16 protein-coding genes are annotated in these 19,283 nt (G+C 52.6%); 12 read left to right on the top strand and 4 right to left on the bottom strand.

Annotated elements, in window-relative coordinates; translation table 11 throughout:
- Positions 1-21: 21 nt before the first annotated feature.
- The 8 genes from bamA to dnaE all read left to right on the top strand — a co-directional run bounded on the left by bamA (position 22) and on the right by dnaE (position 10,832).
- Positions 22-2,352 (top strand): outer membrane protein assembly factor BamA, encoded by a 2,331-nt coding sequence (bamA, locus tag AC27K1_RS10330; RefSeq protein ID WP_487150330.1) that lies wholly within the window; start codon positions 22-24, stop codon positions 2,350-2,352.
- A 161-nt stretch (positions 2,353-2,513) separates the two neighbouring features.
- A complete protein-coding gene (locus AC27K1_RS10325; RefSeq protein ID WP_487150328.1) occupies positions 2,514-3,035 on the top strand; it encodes an OmpH/Skp family outer membrane protein in 522 nt (173 codons plus the stop codon).
- A gap of 26 nt (positions 3,036-3,061) precedes the next feature.
- Positions 3,062-4,087, top strand: a complete 1,026-nt coding sequence (gene lpxD / locus AC27K1_RS10320) for a UDP-3-O-(3-hydroxymyristoyl)glucosamine N-acyltransferase (RefSeq protein WP_487150326.1) — start codon at positions 3,062-3,064, stop codon at positions 4,085-4,087.
- Positions 4,088-4,219: 132 nt separating this feature from the next.
- Positions 4,220-4,660 carry a 3-hydroxyacyl-ACP dehydratase FabZ gene (fabZ, locus tag AC27K1_RS10315; protein WP_487150324.1) on the top strand — a complete coding sequence of 147 codons (441 nt, stop codon included), beginning with the start codon at positions 4,220-4,222 and terminating at the stop codon, positions 4,658-4,660.
- Between the two features lie 2 nt (positions 4,661-4,662).
- Positions 4,663-5,433, top strand: coding sequence for an acyl-ACP--UDP-N-acetylglucosamine O-acyltransferase (gene lpxA / locus AC27K1_RS10310; RefSeq protein ID WP_487150322.1), 771 nt, complete (start codon positions 4,663-4,665; stop codon positions 5,431-5,433).
- A 28-nt stretch (positions 5,434-5,461) separates the two neighbouring features.
- Positions 5,462-6,631, top strand: coding sequence for a lipid-A-disaccharide synthase (gene lpxB / locus AC27K1_RS10305; protein WP_487150321.1), 1,170 nt, complete (start codon positions 5,462-5,464; stop codon positions 6,629-6,631).
- A complete protein-coding gene (gene rnhB, locus AC27K1_RS10300) occupies positions 6,618-7,232 on the top strand; it encodes a ribonuclease HII (RefSeq protein ID WP_487150319.1) in 615 nt (204 codons plus the stop codon). The genes lpxB and rnhB overlap by 14 nt, the downstream gene beginning before the upstream one ends.
- A gap of 93 nt (positions 7,233-7,325) precedes the next feature.
- On the top strand, positions 7,326-10,832 hold the full coding sequence (dnaE, locus tag AC27K1_RS10295) for a DNA polymerase III subunit alpha (protein ID WP_487150317.1): 3,507 nt from the start codon (positions 7,326-7,328) through the stop codon (positions 10,830-10,832).
- A 41-nt stretch (positions 10,833-10,873) separates the two neighbouring features.
- Here dnaE and AC27K1_RS10290 read toward each other — a convergent pair whose 3' ends face one another.
- A complete protein-coding gene (locus AC27K1_RS10290) occupies positions 10,874-11,695 on the bottom strand; it encodes a tetratricopeptide repeat protein (protein ID WP_487150316.1) in 822 nt (273 codons plus the stop codon).
- A gap of 470 nt (positions 11,696-12,165) precedes the next feature.
- Between AC27K1_RS10290 and AC27K1_RS10285 the strand changes: the two genes are divergently transcribed.
- Both AC27K1_RS10285 and sbcB read left to right on the top strand, forming a co-directional pair.
- Positions 12,166-12,528, top strand: coding sequence for a PilZ domain-containing protein (locus tag AC27K1_RS10285; RefSeq protein WP_211825604.1), 363 nt, complete (start codon positions 12,166-12,168; stop codon positions 12,526-12,528).
- A gap of 109 nt (positions 12,529-12,637) precedes the next feature.
- On the top strand, positions 12,638-14,086 hold the full coding sequence (gene sbcB / locus AC27K1_RS10280; RefSeq protein ID WP_487150314.1) for an exodeoxyribonuclease I: 1,449 nt from the start codon (positions 12,638-12,640) through the stop codon (positions 14,084-14,086).
- A gap of 19 nt (positions 14,087-14,105) precedes the next feature.
- Here sbcB and AC27K1_RS10275 read toward each other — a convergent pair whose 3' ends face one another.
- Both AC27K1_RS10275 and AC27K1_RS10270 read right to left on the bottom strand, forming a co-directional pair.
- Positions 14,106-14,495, bottom strand: a complete 390-nt coding sequence (locus tag AC27K1_RS10275) for a response regulator transcription factor (protein WP_487150313.1) — start codon at positions 14,493-14,495, stop codon at positions 14,106-14,108.
- 399 nt (positions 14,496-14,894) lie between these two features.
- Positions 14,895-15,539, bottom strand: a complete 645-nt coding sequence (locus tag AC27K1_RS10270) for a response regulator transcription factor (RefSeq protein ID WP_211825598.1) — start codon at positions 15,537-15,539, stop codon at positions 14,895-14,897.
- A gap of 801 nt (positions 15,540-16,340) precedes the next feature.
- On the opposite strand from AC27K1_RS10270, the gene AC27K1_RS10265 reads away from it, so the two are divergent.
- Positions 16,341-17,096 (top strand): hypothetical protein, encoded by a 756-nt coding sequence (locus AC27K1_RS10265; RefSeq protein ID WP_487150311.1) that lies wholly within the window; start codon positions 16,341-16,343, stop codon positions 17,094-17,096.
- Positions 17,097-17,164: 68 nt separating this feature from the next.
- Here AC27K1_RS10265 and aspA read toward each other — a convergent pair whose 3' ends face one another.
- Positions 17,165-18,607, bottom strand: a complete 1,443-nt coding sequence (gene aspA, locus AC27K1_RS10260; RefSeq protein ID WP_487150309.1) for an aspartate ammonia-lyase — start codon at positions 18,605-18,607, stop codon at positions 17,165-17,167.
- 341 nt (positions 18,608-18,948) lie between these two features.
- Here aspA and AC27K1_RS10255 point away from each other — a divergent pair, with 341 nt between their 5' ends.
- Complete coding sequence (locus tag AC27K1_RS10255; protein WP_487150307.1) at positions 18,949-19,281, top strand: hypothetical protein; 333 nt, start codon at positions 18,949-18,951, stop codon at positions 19,279-19,281.
- The last annotated feature ends 2 nt before the right edge of the window (positions 19,282-19,283 follow it).

Below are 19,283 nucleotides of genomic sequence, written 5' to 3'. Positions count from 1 at the left end.
ATTTCTGGAAGAACGGATTCCATGAATCGATTATTGCTGCCTTTTGTTGCCGGTGCGCTCGTGGCCGGACAGGCGAACGCCTTTGTCATCAATGACATCCGCCTGGACGGGTTGCAGCGTATTTCGGCGGGAACGGTGTTCAATGCATTGCCTGTGGCTATTGGTGATGACGTTGATAATCCGGAACTGGCTGACGCTGCACGCGCCCTGTTTAAAACCGGGTACTTTCAGGATATCCAGATGGGGCGTGACGGCAATGTGCTGGTCGTCACCGTGGTGGAACGACCCTCCATCAGCGAGATCAAGATTGAAGGCAACAAGGCCATCAAGACCGAAGACCTGAAGAAAGGTCTGAAGCAGGCCGGTCTGGCGGATGGCGAGATTTTCCAGCAGGCCACGCTGGAAGCGATTCGGATGGAGCTGGAGCGCCAGTACGTTGCCCAGGGTCGTTACGGTGCCAGTATCAAGGCCAATGTTGAGCCGCAGCCGAGAAACCGGGTGGCCATTACCATCGATATCAAGGAAGGTAAGGTTTCCACCATCAAGCACGTCAACATTGTTGGCAACAAGGTGTTCAACAGCGAAGAGCTGTTAGAGCTGTTTGAGCTGAAGCCTTCCGGCTGGCTCTCCTTCTACTCCAACGATGACAAGTATTCCCGCGAAAAACTTTCTGGTGACCTTGAGCGGTTACGTTCCTGGTATCTGGACCGTGGTTATATCAATTTCAATATCAACTCGACCCAGGTTTCCATCACGCCAGACAAGGAAAGTGTCTACATCACCGTGAATGTGGATGAAGGCAAGAAGTACAGCGTGAAGGATGTCAAGCTGGCCGGTGATCTGGTCGTGCCGGAAGAGCAGGTCAAAGCGCTGCTGCTCGTAAAAGATGGGCAGACGTTCTCCCGTAAGCGGATCACGACAACGGAAGATTTGATTACCCGTCGTCTGGGTAGTGAAGGTTATGCCTTTGCCAACGTGACAGGTATTCCTCAAACCAACGAAGAAGACCATACCGTTGATATTACCTTCTTTGTTGAACCGGGCCGTCGTACTTACGTGCGCCGCATTAACTTCCAGGGCAATACCAAGACAGAAGATGAAGTGCTGCGTCGTGAAATGCGTCAAATGGAAGGTGCGGCAGCTTCTACCTACAAGATTGAACAGTCCAAGGTTCGTCTGAACCGGCTGGGTTACTTCAAGGAAGTCACCAGCGAAACGGTTCCGGTGCCGGGTACCAGTGACCAGGTGGACGTCAACTATACCGTTGAGGAGCAACCGTCTGGCGCAATTACCGCCAGTATCGGTTTCTCTCAGGGCGATGGTTTGATCCTGGGTGGTTCTATCAGTCAGAGCAACTTCCTGGGTACCGGTAACCGTGTGTCACTTTCGGCCAATACCAGTAAATACCGTAAGCTCTATAGCTTCGGCTTCACCGATCCCTTCTACACCGTCGACGGTGTGAGTCGTGGTTACAATGTCTACTACAGTGAGACTGATTACGACGAGACGGATGTCACCAACTATAACGTCGATACCATGGGTGCGGATATGACCTTTGGTTATCCGATATCCGAAACCTCCAGTCTCAACTTTGGTGTGGGGATTGAAAGTTCCACGCTCAAGGAGGGCAGTGATCCGGCGTGGATTGTCTCTGACTTCCTGGAGAAAGAAGGCGATAATTTCACGAACTTCAAGGGTACGATTGGCTGGTCTGAATCGACCTTGAACCATGGTTTGCTCCCAACCCGAGGTTACTCTCAGGGCTTGTCCATGGAAGTGGCGCTGCCGGGCAGTGACCTGTATTTCTACAAGCTGCATTACCGTGGTCAGTACTTCTTCCCTCTGGCGTCAGATTATTCCATACGCTTCCATACGCGCATGGGCTATGCCGGCGCCTATGGCTCTACCAGTCAGCTGCCGTTCTATGAGAACTTCTATGGTGGTGGCTTCGGCTCAATCCGCGGCTACAAAGATAATACGCTGGGTCCACGGGCCCGGCAGGAAGATGGCGATTATGATCCGATCGGTGGTAACGTCATGGTGGAAGGGGGTGTTGAACTGCTGTTCCCGCTTCCATTTGTCAAGGATCAGCGCTCCATGCGCACCGTGTTGTTTCTGGATGCCGGTAATGTCTTTGATACCGATTGCAGCAATGCCAAAGATGAAGATAACAATAACCAGGTCTCAATGTGTACCAAGCCAGCCTTCGGCGATTTGCGCTACAGCGCCGGTGTTGGTCTGACCTGGATCACACCGCTGGGTCCGCTGACGTTCAGCCTGGCGAAAGCGCTGAATAACAAGGACGACGACGAGACCCAGGTCTTCCAGTTCTCTCTGGGGGCGCCGTTCTAACAGAGTGCTGAGGTGAACTGATCGTTCAGTTCCTGATGACTTTTTCGAGGCAAGGCAGTAGCCTTGCCTTTTGCTTGTTTGTTTCACCCCGTTTGCTGAAGCACTGAGGTTGTCTGTCGGCAGGGATGAATCGATCGAACCAGTTAATAACAGGAGTTTCAATGTTGCGCAGTATCAAATTTGCCCTGCTGGCCATGATTCTGGTTGCCCCATTGTCGCAGGCGGCAGCGCCTAACCGGGTAGCGGTGGTCAATTCCCAGATGGCACTGCTGGAATCTGCTGCAGCCAAGCAATATGCGAAGGTGTCCGAGCAGCAGTTTGGTGAGCAGATCAGTAAGCTGAAAGGGCTGGAAACGCAATACCAGACACTGATGGGTAAGTTGGAAAAAGACGGCCCAACCATGAGTGAGGCTGAGCGCACCAAGCTTCAACTGGAAATGCGCCGTAAGAAGGAAGACTGGGAATACCAGGCACGTCAGCTCCAGGCAGAAAAGACAGAAGCCGATCAGAAAGAGCTGGCCAAGTTGCAGCCCCAGTTGGAAGAAGCCATTCAGGCCGTTGCCAAAAGCGAAGGATATGATGTCGTCATTGAACGTGCCGCAGCACGTTTTGTTAAGCCGGAAAATGACGTCACCCGCAAGGTCATCGACAAGCTGAACCGGTTGACCGCTAATCAGAAGTAAGCAGACGGAAAGTAGTACTCCCTGTGATGAAAGCCGAAAAACACTTCACCCTGGCCGAACTGGCAGAATTTCTCTGCGCGGATGTCCAGGGAGATAGCACCATTGTGATCCATCGACTCGCAACGCTTCAGGAAGCGGGCAAGGGTGCACTCACTTTTCTGTCCAATCCGGCCTATGAGAAGTTTCTGGCAGGTACGGAAGCCTCCGCAGTCATCCTGGGCCCGGAAATGGCAGAGAAGTATGAAGGTAATGCACTGGTCGTCAAGAATCCCTACCTGGGGTATGCCCGTGTTTCCCGTCTGTTTGAGCCTGAGCCGGTCGAATACGTTGTTCATCCGACGGCCTGGATTGATGAAACAGCGGTAGTCAGCCCTGAAGCGAGTATTGGGCCGCAGGTGACCATTGAAGCAGGGGCATCCGTGGCAGCCGGTGCCAGGATTGGCGCCGGTTCTGTCATCGGTCGTAACAGTATTATCGGGAAGGATACGGTTCTAAATCCTAACGTTACCATTTGTCACGGTGTTGTCGTGGGTGACCGCTGTATACTGCACAGCGGTGCCGTGCTGGGCTCGGATGGCTTTGGATTTGCCCATGATGGACAGGGCTGGGTCAAGATTGCACAACTCGGTGGTGTTGTCGTCGGCGATGATGTCGAGATTGGCGCCAATTCAGCCATTGACCGTGGTGCGCTTGCGGATACGGTGATCGGCAATGGCGTGATTATCGATAACCATGTGCATGTTGCCCATAATGTGGTCATTGGGGATAAGACGGCGATTGCCGGTTGTACCGGTATCTCCGGCAGTACCAAAATCGGTCGCAATTGTGTTATTGCGGGCGGTTGTGGTATTGCGGGTCATCTGGAAATTACCGATGGCGTACATATTGCGGGAATGGCGATGGTCAGCAAATCCATCCTGAAGCCCGGACAGTATTCTTCAGGGTCTGTCGGTTGCATGCCGGTGCGTGAATGGCGCAAGAATACGGTTCGTTTCCGTCAACTGGATGATATGGCCAGACGTCTCAAGGAACTTGAGAAAAAGCTGGATTGAGGTGTATGAAGCCCGATGCTGACAAAGTATCGGGTTCTTTCCCGGTTCCTTCCCTGATCGACATCCGTTGCTGGCTGCAAGCCAAACGTTCTGCACGGTGATTATCTGCTTCTTCGGAGAAATGGTTCGCACATGATGCGTATAGATGAGATCAAGGCGCTCCTGCCCCAGCGTTACCCCTTTTTGCTGGTGGACAGGGTTGTCGACATCGATCTGGAAAAGAACACTATCGATTGCTACAAGAATGTCACGGCAAATGAAGAGTTTTTCAATGGTCATTTTCCCGGCCATCCCGTGATGCCCGGTGTACTGATTATTGAAGCCATGGCACAGGCGGCAGGTTTGCTGGGGTTCACCATGGCGGGCAAGACCGGCGGGGAAAACTCGGTTTATTACTTCGCTGCGGCCGATAAAGTCCGTTTCCGTCAGCCCGTCGTGCCCGGTGACCGGTTGCAACTGGTGGCCGAGTACCTGGGATGCAAAAGAGATATCTGGAAATTTTCCTGTAAAGCACTGGTTGATGGTAAAATGGCAAGTTCTGCTGTCATTACCTGTGCGAAAAAGGATATCTGAACTTGATCGACTCCCGTGCCATTATTCACCCGTCCGCGCAGCTGGACCGTGATGTTGAAGTAGGGCCGTTCACCGTTATCGGTCCTGATGTCGAAATCGGGGCTGGTACAAAGATTCACTCCCATGCAGTGATCAAGGGCCCGACACGCATCGGCAAAAACAATACGATTTTTCAGTTTGCATCTGTCGGCGAGGATTGCCAGGACAAGAAATATGCCGGTGAGCCCACCCGGCTTGAGATTGGTGATAACAACGTCATCCGTGAAGGTTGTACGATTCACCGTGGCACGGTGCAGGATCAAAGCCTGACGAAAATTGGCAGCAACAATTTGCTGATGGCTTATGTGCATGTCGCCCATGACTGCATGGTGGGTGATAACTGTATCTTTGCCAATAATACAGCCATTGCCGGTCATGTCATTGTTGGTGATGGCGTGATTCTCGGTGGCCTGACCACAGTGCATCAGTTCTGCCAGATTGGCGCCTACAGCATGAGTGCTGCCCATAGCGCCATTTTCAAAGATGTTCCCGCCTTTATCATGGTCAGTGGTAATCCGGCTGAAGCCCACGGTATGAACTTCGAGGGCATGCGCCGTCGGGGTTGGAGTGATGAGGTCATCCGCAGCCTGCGTCAGGCTTACAAGGTGATTTACCGTCAGGGGTTGAAAACCGCTCAGGCGGTTGAAGTCCTTCAGGGCATGGCGGCGGAAACCACCCAGGTACAACTGCTGGTGGAATCGCTGCAGTCATCCACCCGGGGGATTACCCGCTAAGGTTCTTTGACCTGCAGGGATATTCTGGATGACGAAACCCGTTACGATTGCCATTGTTGCCGGCGAAGCTTCCGGCGATATCCTGGGGGCTGGTCTGGTTCGCGCCCTCAAGCAACGCTTGCCGCACGCCCGATTTGTGGGAATCGGTGGTCCTGATATGCTGGCGGAAGGCTTTGAAAGCCTGTTTCCCATGGAGCGTTTGTCGGTCATGGGGCTGGTGGAAGTGCTTGGCCGCCTGAAGGAATTGCTTCATATCCGCAAGACACTGGTTGAATATTTCTGTGCCGGGAAGCCGGATGTGTTCATCGGTATTGATGCACCTGATTTTAATCTTCCGCTTGAACAGAAACTCCATGATGCTGGCATCGCGACGGTGCATTATGTGAGTCCTTCTGTCTGGGCATGGCGGCAGAAGCGCGTGCTCAAAATCAAGCAGTCGACGGACCATATGCTTACATTGTTGCCGTTTGAAGCGCGTTTCTATGAAGAGCATGCGATTCCTGTCACTTTTGTCGGCCATCCGTTAGCCGACAATATACCGCTGGATATTGATGTGGCCGGTGCCCGTGACGCGTTGGGTTATAACGCTCAGGATCAGGTTGTTGCATTGATGCCGGGCAGTCGTGGTGGTGAGGTTAAACGACTCGGGCCGCTGTTTCTCCAGGCTGCGCAGCGCATGTTGCAACAGCAGCCGCAGTTAAAGTTCGTTATTCCCTGCGCCAATGCTCAGCGTCGGGAGCAGCTCGAACAGTATCTGGCCGAAATGCCGGATATGCCGGTCAAACTGTTGGATGGGCAGTCGCACCAGGCCATGGCGGCGGCAGATGCTATCCTGATCGCGTCCGGCACGGCGACACTGGAGGCGATGCTGCACAAAAAGCCGATGGTGGTGAGCTATCGCGTAGCTTGGCTGACATACCAGATATTGCGGCGTATGGTGAAGTCTGAATGGGTATCCCTGCCCAACCTGCTGGCAGGTAAAACATTGGTGCCAGAAATCCTTCAGGATGACGCAACGCCAGAACGCCTCGCCCAGGAAACCCTGGATGCCATGGAAAACAATGCGCGTCACCGTGAACAGGCTGATCAATACATGGCGATACATCAAACGCTGCGCCGTAATGCCAGCGAGCAGGCGGCAGAGGCTGTGATGGGTCTATTAAAGAAACAGGGAGACATAGCCTGTGCAGCAGAGTGAACTGTCTTTTTTTGTTTCCGATGATGAAGCTGTTGTGGCCGGTGTAGATGAAGTCGGCCGTGGTCCGCTATGTGGTCCTGTGGTGACGGCTGCCGTGATTCTGGATCCTTCACGCCCCATAGAAGGCTTGAATGACTCCAAGAAGCTCTCGGAAAGTCGCCGTGAAGCGTTGTTCGATATTATCAAGGAACGGGCGTTAGCCTGGTCGCTGGGGCGTGCAGAGGTTGAAGAGATTGATCAGCTGAATATTCTGCACGCCACTATGCTGGCTATGCAGCGGGCTGTTGCAGGGTTGTCTGTAAAACCATCCCTGGCGCTTATAGACGGCAATCGTTGCCCGAAACTACCCTGTGCTGCGGAGTCTGTCGTCAAAGGCGATAGTCGAGTACCGGAGATTGCTGCGGCTTCCATCCTGGCCAAGGTCACCCGCGACCGGGAAATGCTGGAGATGGATCGACAGTACCCGGGCTACGGTATTGCCAGGCACAAGGGCTACCCGACCAAAGAGCATCTCGAAGCCCTGGTAAAACTGGGCGTGACGCCACACCACCGTCGCTCGTTTAAACCGGTGCGTGAGCTGGTGGGAAATCTGCCAGCGTGATCTTTCCTTTCATCAGTCGACGGCGGTGTCATTCACCCCGGTCGGCTGATAGACTAACCTGATTCTGTTCTTCATCCCCCGGGCCTGTGTTTCATGACAACCCAGTTTGTTCATCTTCGTCTGCACTCTGAATTTTCCCTGGTTGATGGCCTTATCCGGATTAAATCCCTGATTGGCGCCGTGGCTGAGCGAGGCATGGCGGCTGTAGCGGTGACGGATCAGTCCAACATGTGCTCACTGGTTCGTTTCTACCAGTCAGCCCAGGGCACTGGCATCAAACCGATTTGTGGCTGCGATGTCTGGCTGGAAAACGGCGATCCCACGGAACCGCCTACCCATCTGATCCTGCTATGCATGAACGAGCAGGGTTACCGTAACCTGATGGAGCTGGTAGCGATGAGCTTCCAGACCAACCAGCATCAGGGTAAGGCCCTGGTCAAACGGCAGTGGGTCTTTGAGAAATCCGAGGGGTTGATTGCGCTTTCCGGGGCAAGTCAGGGTGAAATTGGACAGAAGCTGCTGGCAGGGCATCCTGATGAGGCAGAAAACCTGCTTAAAGATTGGCAGGCTGCTTTTGGCGATCGCTTTTATCTTGAATTGCAGCGCACTGGGCGTCCCGGTGATGAGAGCTACCTGCATGCGGCGGTTGAACTGGCGTCCCGTTGCCAGTGCGCGGTGGTGGCTACCAATGATGTGATGTTTATGGACCGGGATGATTTTGATGCCCATGAAGCCCGGTTCTGCATTGGCGAGAGTCGGGTTCTGGATGATCCCCGACGTCCCCGCCCATACAGCGAAGAACAGTATTTCAAAACACCAGCGGAAATGATTGAGCTCTTTTCCGATATTCCTGAAGCTATTGCGAATACGGTTGAGATTGCCAAACGCTGCAGCGTCCATGTGCCGCTGGGAACTTACCATCTTCCGGAATACCCCATTCCGGAAGGGAAGACCATGGATGAGTTTTTCCGGGAATTTTCCGCCAAGGGCCTGGAAGAACGGCTGGAGATTATTCTCGACAAGAATGATCCGGAGTACGAAGCCAAACGGCAGGTTTACTACGATCGCCTGAACTTCGAGCTGGATATTATCCTGCAGATGGGATTCCCCGGTTATTTTCTGATCGTTATGGACTTTATCCAGTGGTCCAAGAATAACGGCATTCCGGTAGGGCCTGGCCGGGGTTCCGGTGCCGGTTCGCTGGTGGCTTATGCTCAAAAAATCACCGATCTGGATCCGCTCGAATACGATCTCCTGTTCGAACGATTCCTGAATCCTGAACGGGTTTCCATGCCTGACTTTGACGTCGATTTCTGCATGGATAACCGGGATAAGGTGATTGACTATGTGTCACGGACTTACGGTCGTGATGCGGTCTCCCAGATCATTACCTTCGGTACCATGGCGGCCAAGGCGGTGGTCAAGGATGTCGCCCGGGTGCAGGGCAAGTCCTACGGCATGGCCGATCGTCTGTCCAAGCTGATTCCCTTTGAAGTTGGCATGACGCTGAAAAAAGCGTATGACCAGGAAGAAGGGCTGCGTGAGTTCCTTGAGAATGATGAGGATGCCCAGGAAGTCTGGGAAATGGCGCTTAAGCTGGAAGGTATTACCCGAAATGTCGGTAAACATGCTGGTGGTGTTGTTATTGCGCCGACCAAGCTAACCGATTTTTCGCCCCTGTATTGTGATGAAAGTGGCCATGGTCTGGTTACGCAGTACGACAAAAATGATGTCGAAACAGCCGGATTGGTTAAATTCGACTTTCTTGGGTTGCGGACGCTGACGATTGTTGACTGGGCGTTGAAAATGATCAATCCGCGCCTGGAAAAGCAGGGGCAGCCTCCTATCGACATCATGCAGATCAATCTGGAAGACAGTGCCTCATACACTCTGCTGAAGAAGGCAGAGACGACGGCAGTCTTCCAGCTTGAATCCCGTGGCATGAAAGACCTCATCAAACGCCTGCAGCCAGACTGCTTCGAAGATATCATCGCATTGGTGGCATTGTTCCGTCCCGGACCCTTGCAGTCCGGCATGGTAGACAACTTTATTAACCGTAAGCACGGTCGTGAAGAGTTGTCCTACCCGGATGCCCAGTATCAGCATGAATGGCTCAAGCCGATCCTGCAACCGACCTACGGCATTATTCTCTACCAGGAACAGGTCATGCAGATTGCCCAGGAGCTGGCAGGCTACACCCTGGGTGGTGCGGATATGCTGCGTCGGGCCATGGGTAAGAAAAAGCCGGAGGAGATGGCCAAGCAGCGCTCGGTGTTTGAAGAGGGCGCCAAGGGCAAGGGCGTCGATCCCGAGCTGGCCATGAAGATCTTTGACCTGGTGGAAAAGTTTGCCGGTTACGGCTTTAACAAGTCGCACTCTGCCGCCTATGCCCTGGTCTCTTACCAGACGCTCTGGTTGAAAACCCATTACCCTGCGGAATTCATGGCGGCGGTCATGTCGTCGGATATGCAGAACACCGACAAGGTGGTCACCTTCATTGAAGAATGCCGGAATATGGACCTAAATGTCCTGCCGCCTAATGTGAACAGCGGCAGCTACATGTTTGGTGTTAACGACGACGGTCATATTGTTTACGGGCTTGGTGCCATCAAAGGTGTTGGTGAGGGGCCGATTGCGGCCATCGTGGAAGCAAGAAAGCAGGGTGGTCCGTTTAAAGATATTTTTGATTTCTGTCAGCGCATTGATAGCAAGAAAGTCAACAAGCGCTGCCTTGAGGCGTTAATCCGTTCCGGTGCGCTGGATATGCAGGGGCCGTATCCAGGCAAGAAAAAACAGCTCAACCTCAATCGTGCGGTGCTTGACGCCAGCATGGAAGAAGCGGTTAAGGCTGCAGAACAGTCGGCCCGAAGTCTGGATAGTGGCCTCGGTGATTTGTTCGGTGGACTGGTGCCCGAAGAAGATACGGACGCTTATGGCAACTACAGTCGTGTCAGGGAGTGGGCCGACAAAGAACGCTTGCGCGGTGAAAAGGATACCCTGGGCTTGTACCTGACGGGCCATCCGATTGATGAGTATGAGAAAGAAATACGTCACTTTGTCCGTAATCGGGTCGTGGATCTTCAGCCTGGCCGAGATAAGGTGAATATTGCCGGTCTTATCGTTGCGCTGCGTGTCATGAAGAACAAGCGCGGCGACAAGATGGGCTTTATTACCCTGGATGACCGCAGTGGGCGGATTGAGGTCTCAGTCTTTGCTGATACCTTCAACAAGTTCCAGCATTTGCTGACCAAGGACACCCTCATTGTCGTTGAGGCTGAGGTCAGTTTTGATGATTACTCGGGATCGTTGAAAGCGGTCGCGAGAAATGTGCTCAGCCTGGTAGATGCTCGCTCACACTATGCCAACGAGCTGGAGATTGTGCTGGATTACGCCAGTTGCACTGCTGGCTTCGAACGACGTCTCCAGCAGCTCTTTAGTGACCATTCCGGCCAGACACCCGTCAGTGTGCAATACGAGGGCTCAGATGCTCGTGCCCGTGTGCGGCTGGGTGACCAGTGGCAAGTGAGCCCAAGTGATGAACTGGTGCAAATGCTGAAAGATCAATTTGGCAAGGATCAGGTCAGCGTCCTTTATAACTGACAGCATGCCGGGCAATGTCGTCAGCATTGCCCGGTGTTTGACTAGCTTTCCTGTTGATTCAGAAGGATATCCAGGTGCTGGTCAGCGGTTTTCTGGTAGCTGGTGCCGGGAAACTCCCGTGAAACCTTCCTGAATGCCGCCAGTGTCTGCTCGCGCTTTTCTTCATTCTGGGGTTGGCTGTTGTAGATAAGGGCAATCTGAAGCAGGGCGTCGGCTCTGAGTGCTGTGGGCATGCCCCGTTCCCGGTAAACCAGTGTGTACAGCTCTATCACCTCCGTAGTTCTGTTTTTGACAACAGCCCGCTTTGACAGTGAATTCATGGCTTGATCAAGCTTCGCGTAGCGTGGATCCGGTACCCGTTTAATTTGCTCCCAATCCGCCAGTTTTTCGTCAGGGGTGAATTTCACCGGATTATCAATGAGGTGTTCCACTTCAATGATTTTCGATCGTGCGTAATCCGCAGCCCGTGTTTCCGGAAATTCGTTCACAATGCGGTAGAGGTAATTGAGTGAAACCGGGTAATTACGTTCCCGGTTATAACTGCTTTTATAGATGAGGGCGATCTGGTAAAGGGCAATGGCTTTTATTGGGTTGCTGAATCCAATATGCGTGTAACCATTGAGATAGGTTTTCTCTGCTTCTGCTGACTGGCCATTGATAATGGCGTCGACCGAATAGGTAAACAGGTCTCCCTCTTCATCAACGATCGCCTGGGCAACCTTTAATCGCTGGTCTTCATGGCGTGCCAGTTCCCGGGTGCCGACATTGGCAACAAAGAGCGGCGTGCTGGGAGCGCATCCGGGCAGGCTGGTAACAGTGAGTAAGATTAAAATGAGGCCAGACAGACTTCTCCCGTGATGCATTTTCGACGCTCCATGAACCATTGTCTTATTGTTGTTGTGCGGTTTTGTGCGTCGAAAGCATACCATGAAATGCCGGGTGATAAATCCCGCTGCAAAAGGGTGACAGAAAAACGACACTGCGTTTATCGCCTTAATGAATGAATTCTCTTTTATAGCCATTCATGATTGCTTGTCAGTTAAGGGAATTAAGTTGTCGTATATCTAGTAAAAAGCGGTTTAAACGCCGGTTGGTGACAGGGCTACGCTTTCTATGACGGCAATGGTTTTTACCCGTGTTTTTTTAAAGGTAATGAATCAGGCTGTTAACCGGTCTGACCGGTTGGTAAGAACGTCATGCTGCAGTCGATACTCTTTTCTTGTTTGAGCTACCGGGGGTAGTGGGGGACGAGAACAGGGATCACAGAAAACCTCGGTGCGCAGTGATGTCATTGAGGTGCAGTATTCTGCTGGCTCTTGATGGAAGTACAGGCATGGCAAGGAAGGCTATCAGTGAGAATAGTCACCGGATATGCAGTGAGCGTCTAGCCGAGTATCTGGTGGTGTATAACCGCTGTAATGACATGCAAATCGGGTATATCGGCAATATCAGCCGTAATGGCCTGATGTTGATTACGCCCTGGATGATGGAGCTGGGTGGCGTGTATTCCATGCGCATTCAGCTGCCGGAACCACTGGGAGGCTATACGGTCATCGACTTTGATGCCCGTTGCCAGTGGTGTCACAGGGATATCACCCCGGATTGTTATGATTCCGGTTACACGATCATTGAGCGTAGTGAAGGCTTTGAGCAGTTGGTCAAGGCATTGCAGTTCTACTTCTCCTTTCAGACCTGATGCAGGTAGTCTCGCATCGGGTTTTTTTCATCTTTCCCTGAAAGTGACTAACGAGAGGGCGCGTCAGCTGTTACTCTGTGAGCAGTTCTAGATTCAAAGGAAAGTTTCGGTGACGCAGACTTTTTACTGGTACGACTATGAGACGTATGGTACGGATCCGGCGCGCGACTGGCCTGCCCAATTTGCCGGTATTCGTACCGATGCTGATTTCAATGAAATCGGTGAGCCGCTGGAGTTGTTTGCCCGGCTGCCGGATGATCAGTTGCCTAATCCGGAGGCTTGCCTGGTCACTGGGCTGACCCCGCAGAGGGTTAATGAACGGGGGATCTGTGAAGCCGACTTCATCGCCCGTATCAACCAGGAATTCAGCCAGCCAAACACCTGTGTTCTGGGATATAACACGCTGCGTTTTGATGATGAGGTGACACGCTACAGTCTGTACCGTAATTTCATGGATCCTTATGCGCGGGAGTGGCAGAACGGTTGCAGCCGCTGGGATCTGATTGATGTGGTCAGGTTGTGCGCAGCCTTGCGTCCCGAAGGTATTCAGTGGCCAAGGCGTGAAGATGGCGCTGTCAGTTTTCGGCTTGAAGAGTTGACGGTGGCTAATGGGATCAGTCATGCGGATGCCCATGATGCGGTGTCCGATGTGCGGGCGACAATCGCCATGGCTCGCCTGCTGCGGGAAAAGCAGGAAAAGCTGTTTAATTACGCGCTGTTTAACCGTCAGAAATACCAGGTGGCAAAGCTGCTGGATATTCATGGGCGAAAACCGGTTGTCCATATTTCCGGACGCTACTCATCAGCACGACAATGCCTGGGTATTGTTGTGCCGATTGCTGCGCATCCGACCAATAAGAATGGTGTCGTGGTTTATGATTTAAGCGTTGATCCTGCGCCTTTCCTGGATCTGACGGTTGATGACATCAGGCATCGTCTCTATACGGCGACGGATCAACTGGATGAAGAGGGACTCACTCGTATTCCTCTGAAGACGGTGCACCTGAACAAGGCGCCGGTCGTGGTGCCATGGAATGTATTGCGTGACGAGGACAAGCAGCGTCTTGCTATTGATCAGGCTGGCTGTGAGTTGCATCATCAGCGGCTGTTTTCAGATCAGGGCCGGTTTAATGCCTTTGTGACAACGGTGGGTCAGGTGTTATCCGGGCATTCCTTTGAACCGCATACCGATCCGGATCACATGCTCTATAGTGGCGGCTTCTTTAGTCCGGCTGACCGTGAGCGGATTCAACAGGTGCGGATGACGCCGCCGGATCAGTTGGGCGCATTGCAATTGTCGTTTTCTGATGCGCGGCTTGACGACATGCTGTTTCGTTACCGGGCCCGGAACTGGCCTGAGACGCTGGTTGATGATGAAGCATCCGAGTGGCAGGCATTTCGCCGTTTGCGACTGTTGGATAGCAAGGGTGGTGGAAGTCTCACGCTTGAAGCGTTCTATACGCGAATTGATGCGTTGATGGCTGAAGTCGATGAGGGGAAAAAAGCGGTACTTTCCGAACTGAAAACCTATGCTGAGCTGCTTCAGTCCGGACTTTAGCGTGTTGGGTTGGATGCAATTATTCTGCGTATGCGCCGTCAGCGACAAGCATGTTGAAATGCTCGACCAGTCGGCCCGAATACACCGGCTTCTCAATGTAGTCCAGGGCGCCTGCACGAATGGATTCCACGGCGCTGCTGACATTGCTGTGTTCGCCGAGCACGATAACGGGCAGTGAAAGCGCCCGTTGCTGAATCTCGGCCAGCAGGTCGGTCACGAGCATATCACTCACCTGGTAGGCGGTGATCAGGAAGGCAGGTTGATTCTCATCCAGCTGCGCAATCAGTTGTTGTGCGCAGGTGAAATGCTGCATCTGGAGTTGTCGAGATGTGCACAGGCTGTTCACCGTATCCCTGACAGCGGTGTCTTCATCCAGAAGGTAAACAGTGTTCCGTTTCGCATTACGCATAGCTGACCCTGTCTTATCAGATACAGAGGCCGCCTTCGTCCATCAGGCATCTTATGCTGGTATGGAGCGATCGGGGGCAGCCAGGTGGTTCTTGATCTCGTTGGCTGTACGCTGGTTCAGTTGATCTTTGCCAGCCTGATAATCATAGGATTGAGGTGTCAGGGCAGCCATTGTTGCTTTTACCCAGCACCCTGTGAGTAACACTTACGGTCGCGTGTACAGGTGACGAATTCTGTGGTAGCGGCTGAAATATACGACAGTAAACAGGTTGTTTTTGTCGGGCGAATAGGCTTATGACGAACGTCGGTTTCGTTGTCAGGCATCGATAGAATGCGGAAATAACAACGGGGCATCAATACCATTGATGCCCCGTTGTTTATTATTCAATTCAGTGACGGATCACTTGAATTTGAATTCATCCTTGAGGTGTTCTTTCACCTGCATCACCTGGCGTACCAGGTGGGCGAGGGATTTGGTGCCCATCTTTTCCATGACGCGGGAGCGGTGGATTTCGACGGTACGCTGGCTCAGGTTGATGTCAGCGGCAATGACCTTGTTCGCCTTGCCTTCAACAACGTGGTGCAGTACTTCACGCTCTCTTTCTGTCAGGGTGGACAGGCGGCGCAGGATTTCCTTGTGCTCCAGCAGTTCGGCGCGCTGCTGGGCATCCAGCTTCAGGGCGTCGTTGATGTAGTCGAGCAGTTCCTGGTCGCGGAAAGGCTTCTGGATGAAGTTCATCGCGCCATCCTTGATCGCCTGTACCGCCATCGGTACATCACCGTGGCCGGTGATGAAGATGATTGGCAGGATGCAGTGCATGTCGTTCAGCTTGCTCTGCAGTTCCAGTCCGCTCATGCCCGGCATGCGAATATCCAGCACGATACAGCCGGGATGGTTTTCATCGTAGGCTTCCAGAAACTCGGCCGGTGACGCGAAAACCTGGACTTTCTGGCCAACGGAATTCATCAGCATCTTGAGGGAATCCCGAACCGCTTCATCATCGTCAATGATAAATACTGTGGGCTCTTGTTGTTGCTGTTGCATGATTACTCCACTATTGCTAACAGGCTTGAATGATATATCGAATAACTTGCAGGGAGCGTGACTTTGTTCAGCATGCACGTGTTTAACATCTTCGTGATACCGATAAACCAGACTGAAGCTTGCAGGCAACGTCCTGAGTGGAATTTCACGTCACCAGTAACTACATAATGATGTCAGTGGGAGAATGAATGCGGCTGAGTAATGGCTTGCATTGCCCTGTAACAGGCCGATGCTTCTCTGCGGAAGTGTAACGTACAGCGAAGGGTGCACATCGCAACCACCTTGATCCCGGAAACACTATGTATAGCTACTTATAGTCCCTACCTTTCGAATCAGCAAACAGACCCACCCTTTGGTGAACGGTTTGCAAAACGTGTTTTCATTACCAGGCCAGTGCGGCAGTGATGCTGGGATGATTCTTCCGGAATCAAAAGCCCTTGCCGGTCAACTGGTCAATGAGTATAGCTGTACATCCTATGGATATCAGCAGTGTGATACACAGCGTAATGATTTCACTCTGAGTCAGCCTGTTACGCATTGATATATCCCTTGCAGGTAATATTCTGCGGTAGAACACGCTAAAACTGTTCTGATTCCACTAACCGCCTAGGGTATTGCCTCAGGTCAATTTGAATTAGTCGTATAAGTACCTGAGCTTGTGCGGCTAGTGCTTACTTTGGTTTTTTTATTTCTCTCTGGTTGGCAATCAATCCTGATTCCGGAGGGGTGTTGTCATATCTGTGAAATGTGTGAAATACTGCACGGCCAGACAATAAAAACAATAAGCTGAAGGGCTAGATCATGCGAAACTCCTGTTCTGCAGTCCTGTTTTCTTTCCTGTTGTTTTCCACCAGCCTGAATGCTGTGCCCTTGTCTGTTGATCAGAAAGAAGAGGTTTATCGCGCGCAGCTGGATATTTACCGGGCTGCAACCCATTTCCATCTCTATACCCTGCTGGAAGGAGACCGGCAAACCAGGGAACAGTTGGAAACTGTTGTCAGTCAGCTGCAGGCTAATCCGTTATTTACGGATGAAGCCGAAGAGCAGGAAACGTCATTTAAGCCGGTGTTATCCAGTTACGTCTCATTGATTCAATCCAATGAAATTGCCTCAGAAGGATATACCTCGGTCTATACCGTCAATGATATGGAGTCTGCCCAGGCTGAACTTTTGGATATGCTGGAATCGCATGCTGCCGGTGATGAAGCGCATCAGGCACTCAATCTGGCGTTATTGAAGAGTGCAGTCCAGATGGAAAAGATCAGTACCCGTTATACACGACTGGCCGCACACTGGAACGGAAGAACAGGTATTCTGCCTTATCCGGAAGGCGACACTGTGGATGTCCACGCACAGCGGTTGACCGAACAACTGGATTCGTTACTGAGCCGGAAAGACCTTCCAGCCGAGTTGTCGGAAACATTAGCGAAAGTAGAGAAAAAGTGGCGTTTCATTGAGCCGAAGCTGATGGATTACCAGAACCAGACCATACCCTATCTGGTGAGTCGGTACAGTGAATCGATTGTTGGGCAGTTGATGCAGGCTGCGGGTGAGTAGAAAGACGTTTGTCGTGTTGATGGGTAAAAACCGGTTTCCATGGAAACCGGTTTTTTTGTGTTTATCGATTAGTTTGCTTTACGCAGTCTTGCGGTCATGTCGATGGGAGCGATCATGTTTTCAGGCTTGAGCAGCTCCATCAGTTCTTCATGGTCCATCAGGCCTTCTTCCAGCACCAGATCAACAACCCGCTTACCGGTCAGCAATGCAGTTTTGGCGATACGGGTGGAGTTCTCGTAGCCAAGGTAAGGGTTGAGCGCGGTCACAATGCCGATGCTGTTATCAATGTAGGCACGGCAGACATCAACATTGGCCGTGATGCCTTTAATGCACTTTTCAGACAGCATGGTCATGGCATGGGTCAGGTCCTGAATGGATTGCAGGATCTTGTAGACAATGACCGGTTCCATCACGTTCAGCTGCAGCTGGCCGGCTTCGGCAGCCATACTGACGGTCAGGTCGTTACCGATGACGTGGAATGCCACCTGGTTGACCGCTTCCGGAATGACCGGGTTAACCTTGCCCGGCATGATGGATGAACCGGGCTGCATTTCCGGCAGGTTGATTTCATTGAAACCGCACTTGGGACCGGACGACAGCAGACGCAGGTCGTTGCAAATTTTGGACAGTTTGATCGCCAGACGCTTCAGCGCGCCAGACAGGATGACAAAGGCGCCCATGTCAGAGGTGGCTTCCACCAGGTCGGTGGCCAGGATCATCTGGTGACCACTGATGTCAGACAGATGTTTAACGGCCAGCGGCGCATAGCGGCTGTCGGCTGTAATGCCGGTGCCGATGGCGGTACCGCCCAGGTTAATTTCCTTGAGCAGGTCGATCATGCTCTGGATCCGGTCGATATCTTCACCAATGGTAGTGGCGAAGGCACGGAACTCCTGGCCCAGGGACATGGGAACGGCATCCTGCAACTGGGTACGGCCCATCTTCAGGATATCTTTGAATTCTTCTGACTTGACGTCAAAGGCGGCTTTCAGCTGCTTGGCGGCTACCACCAGCTGCTTGTGCTTGAGCACCATGCCCAGGCGAACAGCGGTCGGGTAAACGTCGTTAGTCGACTGCGCCATGTTGACGTGGGTGTTCGGGTGCAGGTACTGGTATTCCGCCCGCTTGTGGCCCATCAGCTCCAGTGCACGGTTGGCAATCACCTCGTTGGCGTTCATGTTGGTGGAGGTGCCGGCGCCGCCCTGGATCATGTCTACCGGGAAGTGCTCATGGTGCTTGCCGTCGATGATTTCATCACAGGCCATGCAGATGGCGTCAGCCTGCTCGTCGGAGAGCTGGCCGAGGTCGTGGTTAGCCATGGCACAGGCTTTCTTGACCATGGCCAGGGCCTTGATCAGGTTGGGGTAATGGCTGATCGGCACGCCGGTGATGTTGAAGTTCTCGGTGGCGCGCTGGGTCTGCACGCCCCAGTAGGCTTCCAGGGGAACCTGCTTGTCGCCCAGCAGGTCGTGTTCAATACGGTATGCGCCGGAGAGGTGAATCTGTGTCATGCAATGGCTTCCTGCTACCAGGACTGTGAGAAATCAGCGGTTATGCACTATGGACTCAGACATCGTTGAGGGCCGAGGAGTTCCAGTCACTGCCCATACCGCTTTATGAAAGGGCGATAGTCTCTGGTCGGGTGGGGTTTACCACAATAGGCAGAACTACCTATGGGGTGGTGAGTGGCCGGTTGTTGGGGGCGCTGTGGTTATGATCTAGACGGTGCTCGTTGTCATTGGAAGTAGAGAAATAGGGGTGTTTGACTCACTGCTATAGTTAAAAAGTAAATGATTTCAAGGCTCTGCTGCATTTCTACGACGGATATCGGGACAGCCACAGGACGGCCAGCATGCGGTTACAGGACAACAAACCGGACGATAGAGTTCTGGATGAAGCATTGAATCAGCTGGCCACATTGCACCAGCAGCTTATGGCTGCGTTGCCGGCCCCCTACCTTGAAGCCATTGAGGCGTTACCTGCAGACCAGTTTACTCCCCAGGCACTATCCCAGATAGCCAGTACGTTTATGGCAGGTCTGAATGAAACAGAGCGCGACAATCTGGATACCTTGAATCAGGCGCTCGCTGAACAAGGGGAGCAGCTGATTGGAGCCCTGAAAGCCATGGCTCAGGAGCGTTCTCCCAAGCGTTCCACCGGACGTAACCGCAAGCGGTTTATCTGAGA

The organism is Kistimonas ophiarachnellae, assembly GCF_057552235.1.
The sequence above is the reverse complement of the archived record's forward strand: the minus strand, read 5'-3'. Positions and strand labels throughout refer to the sequence as shown.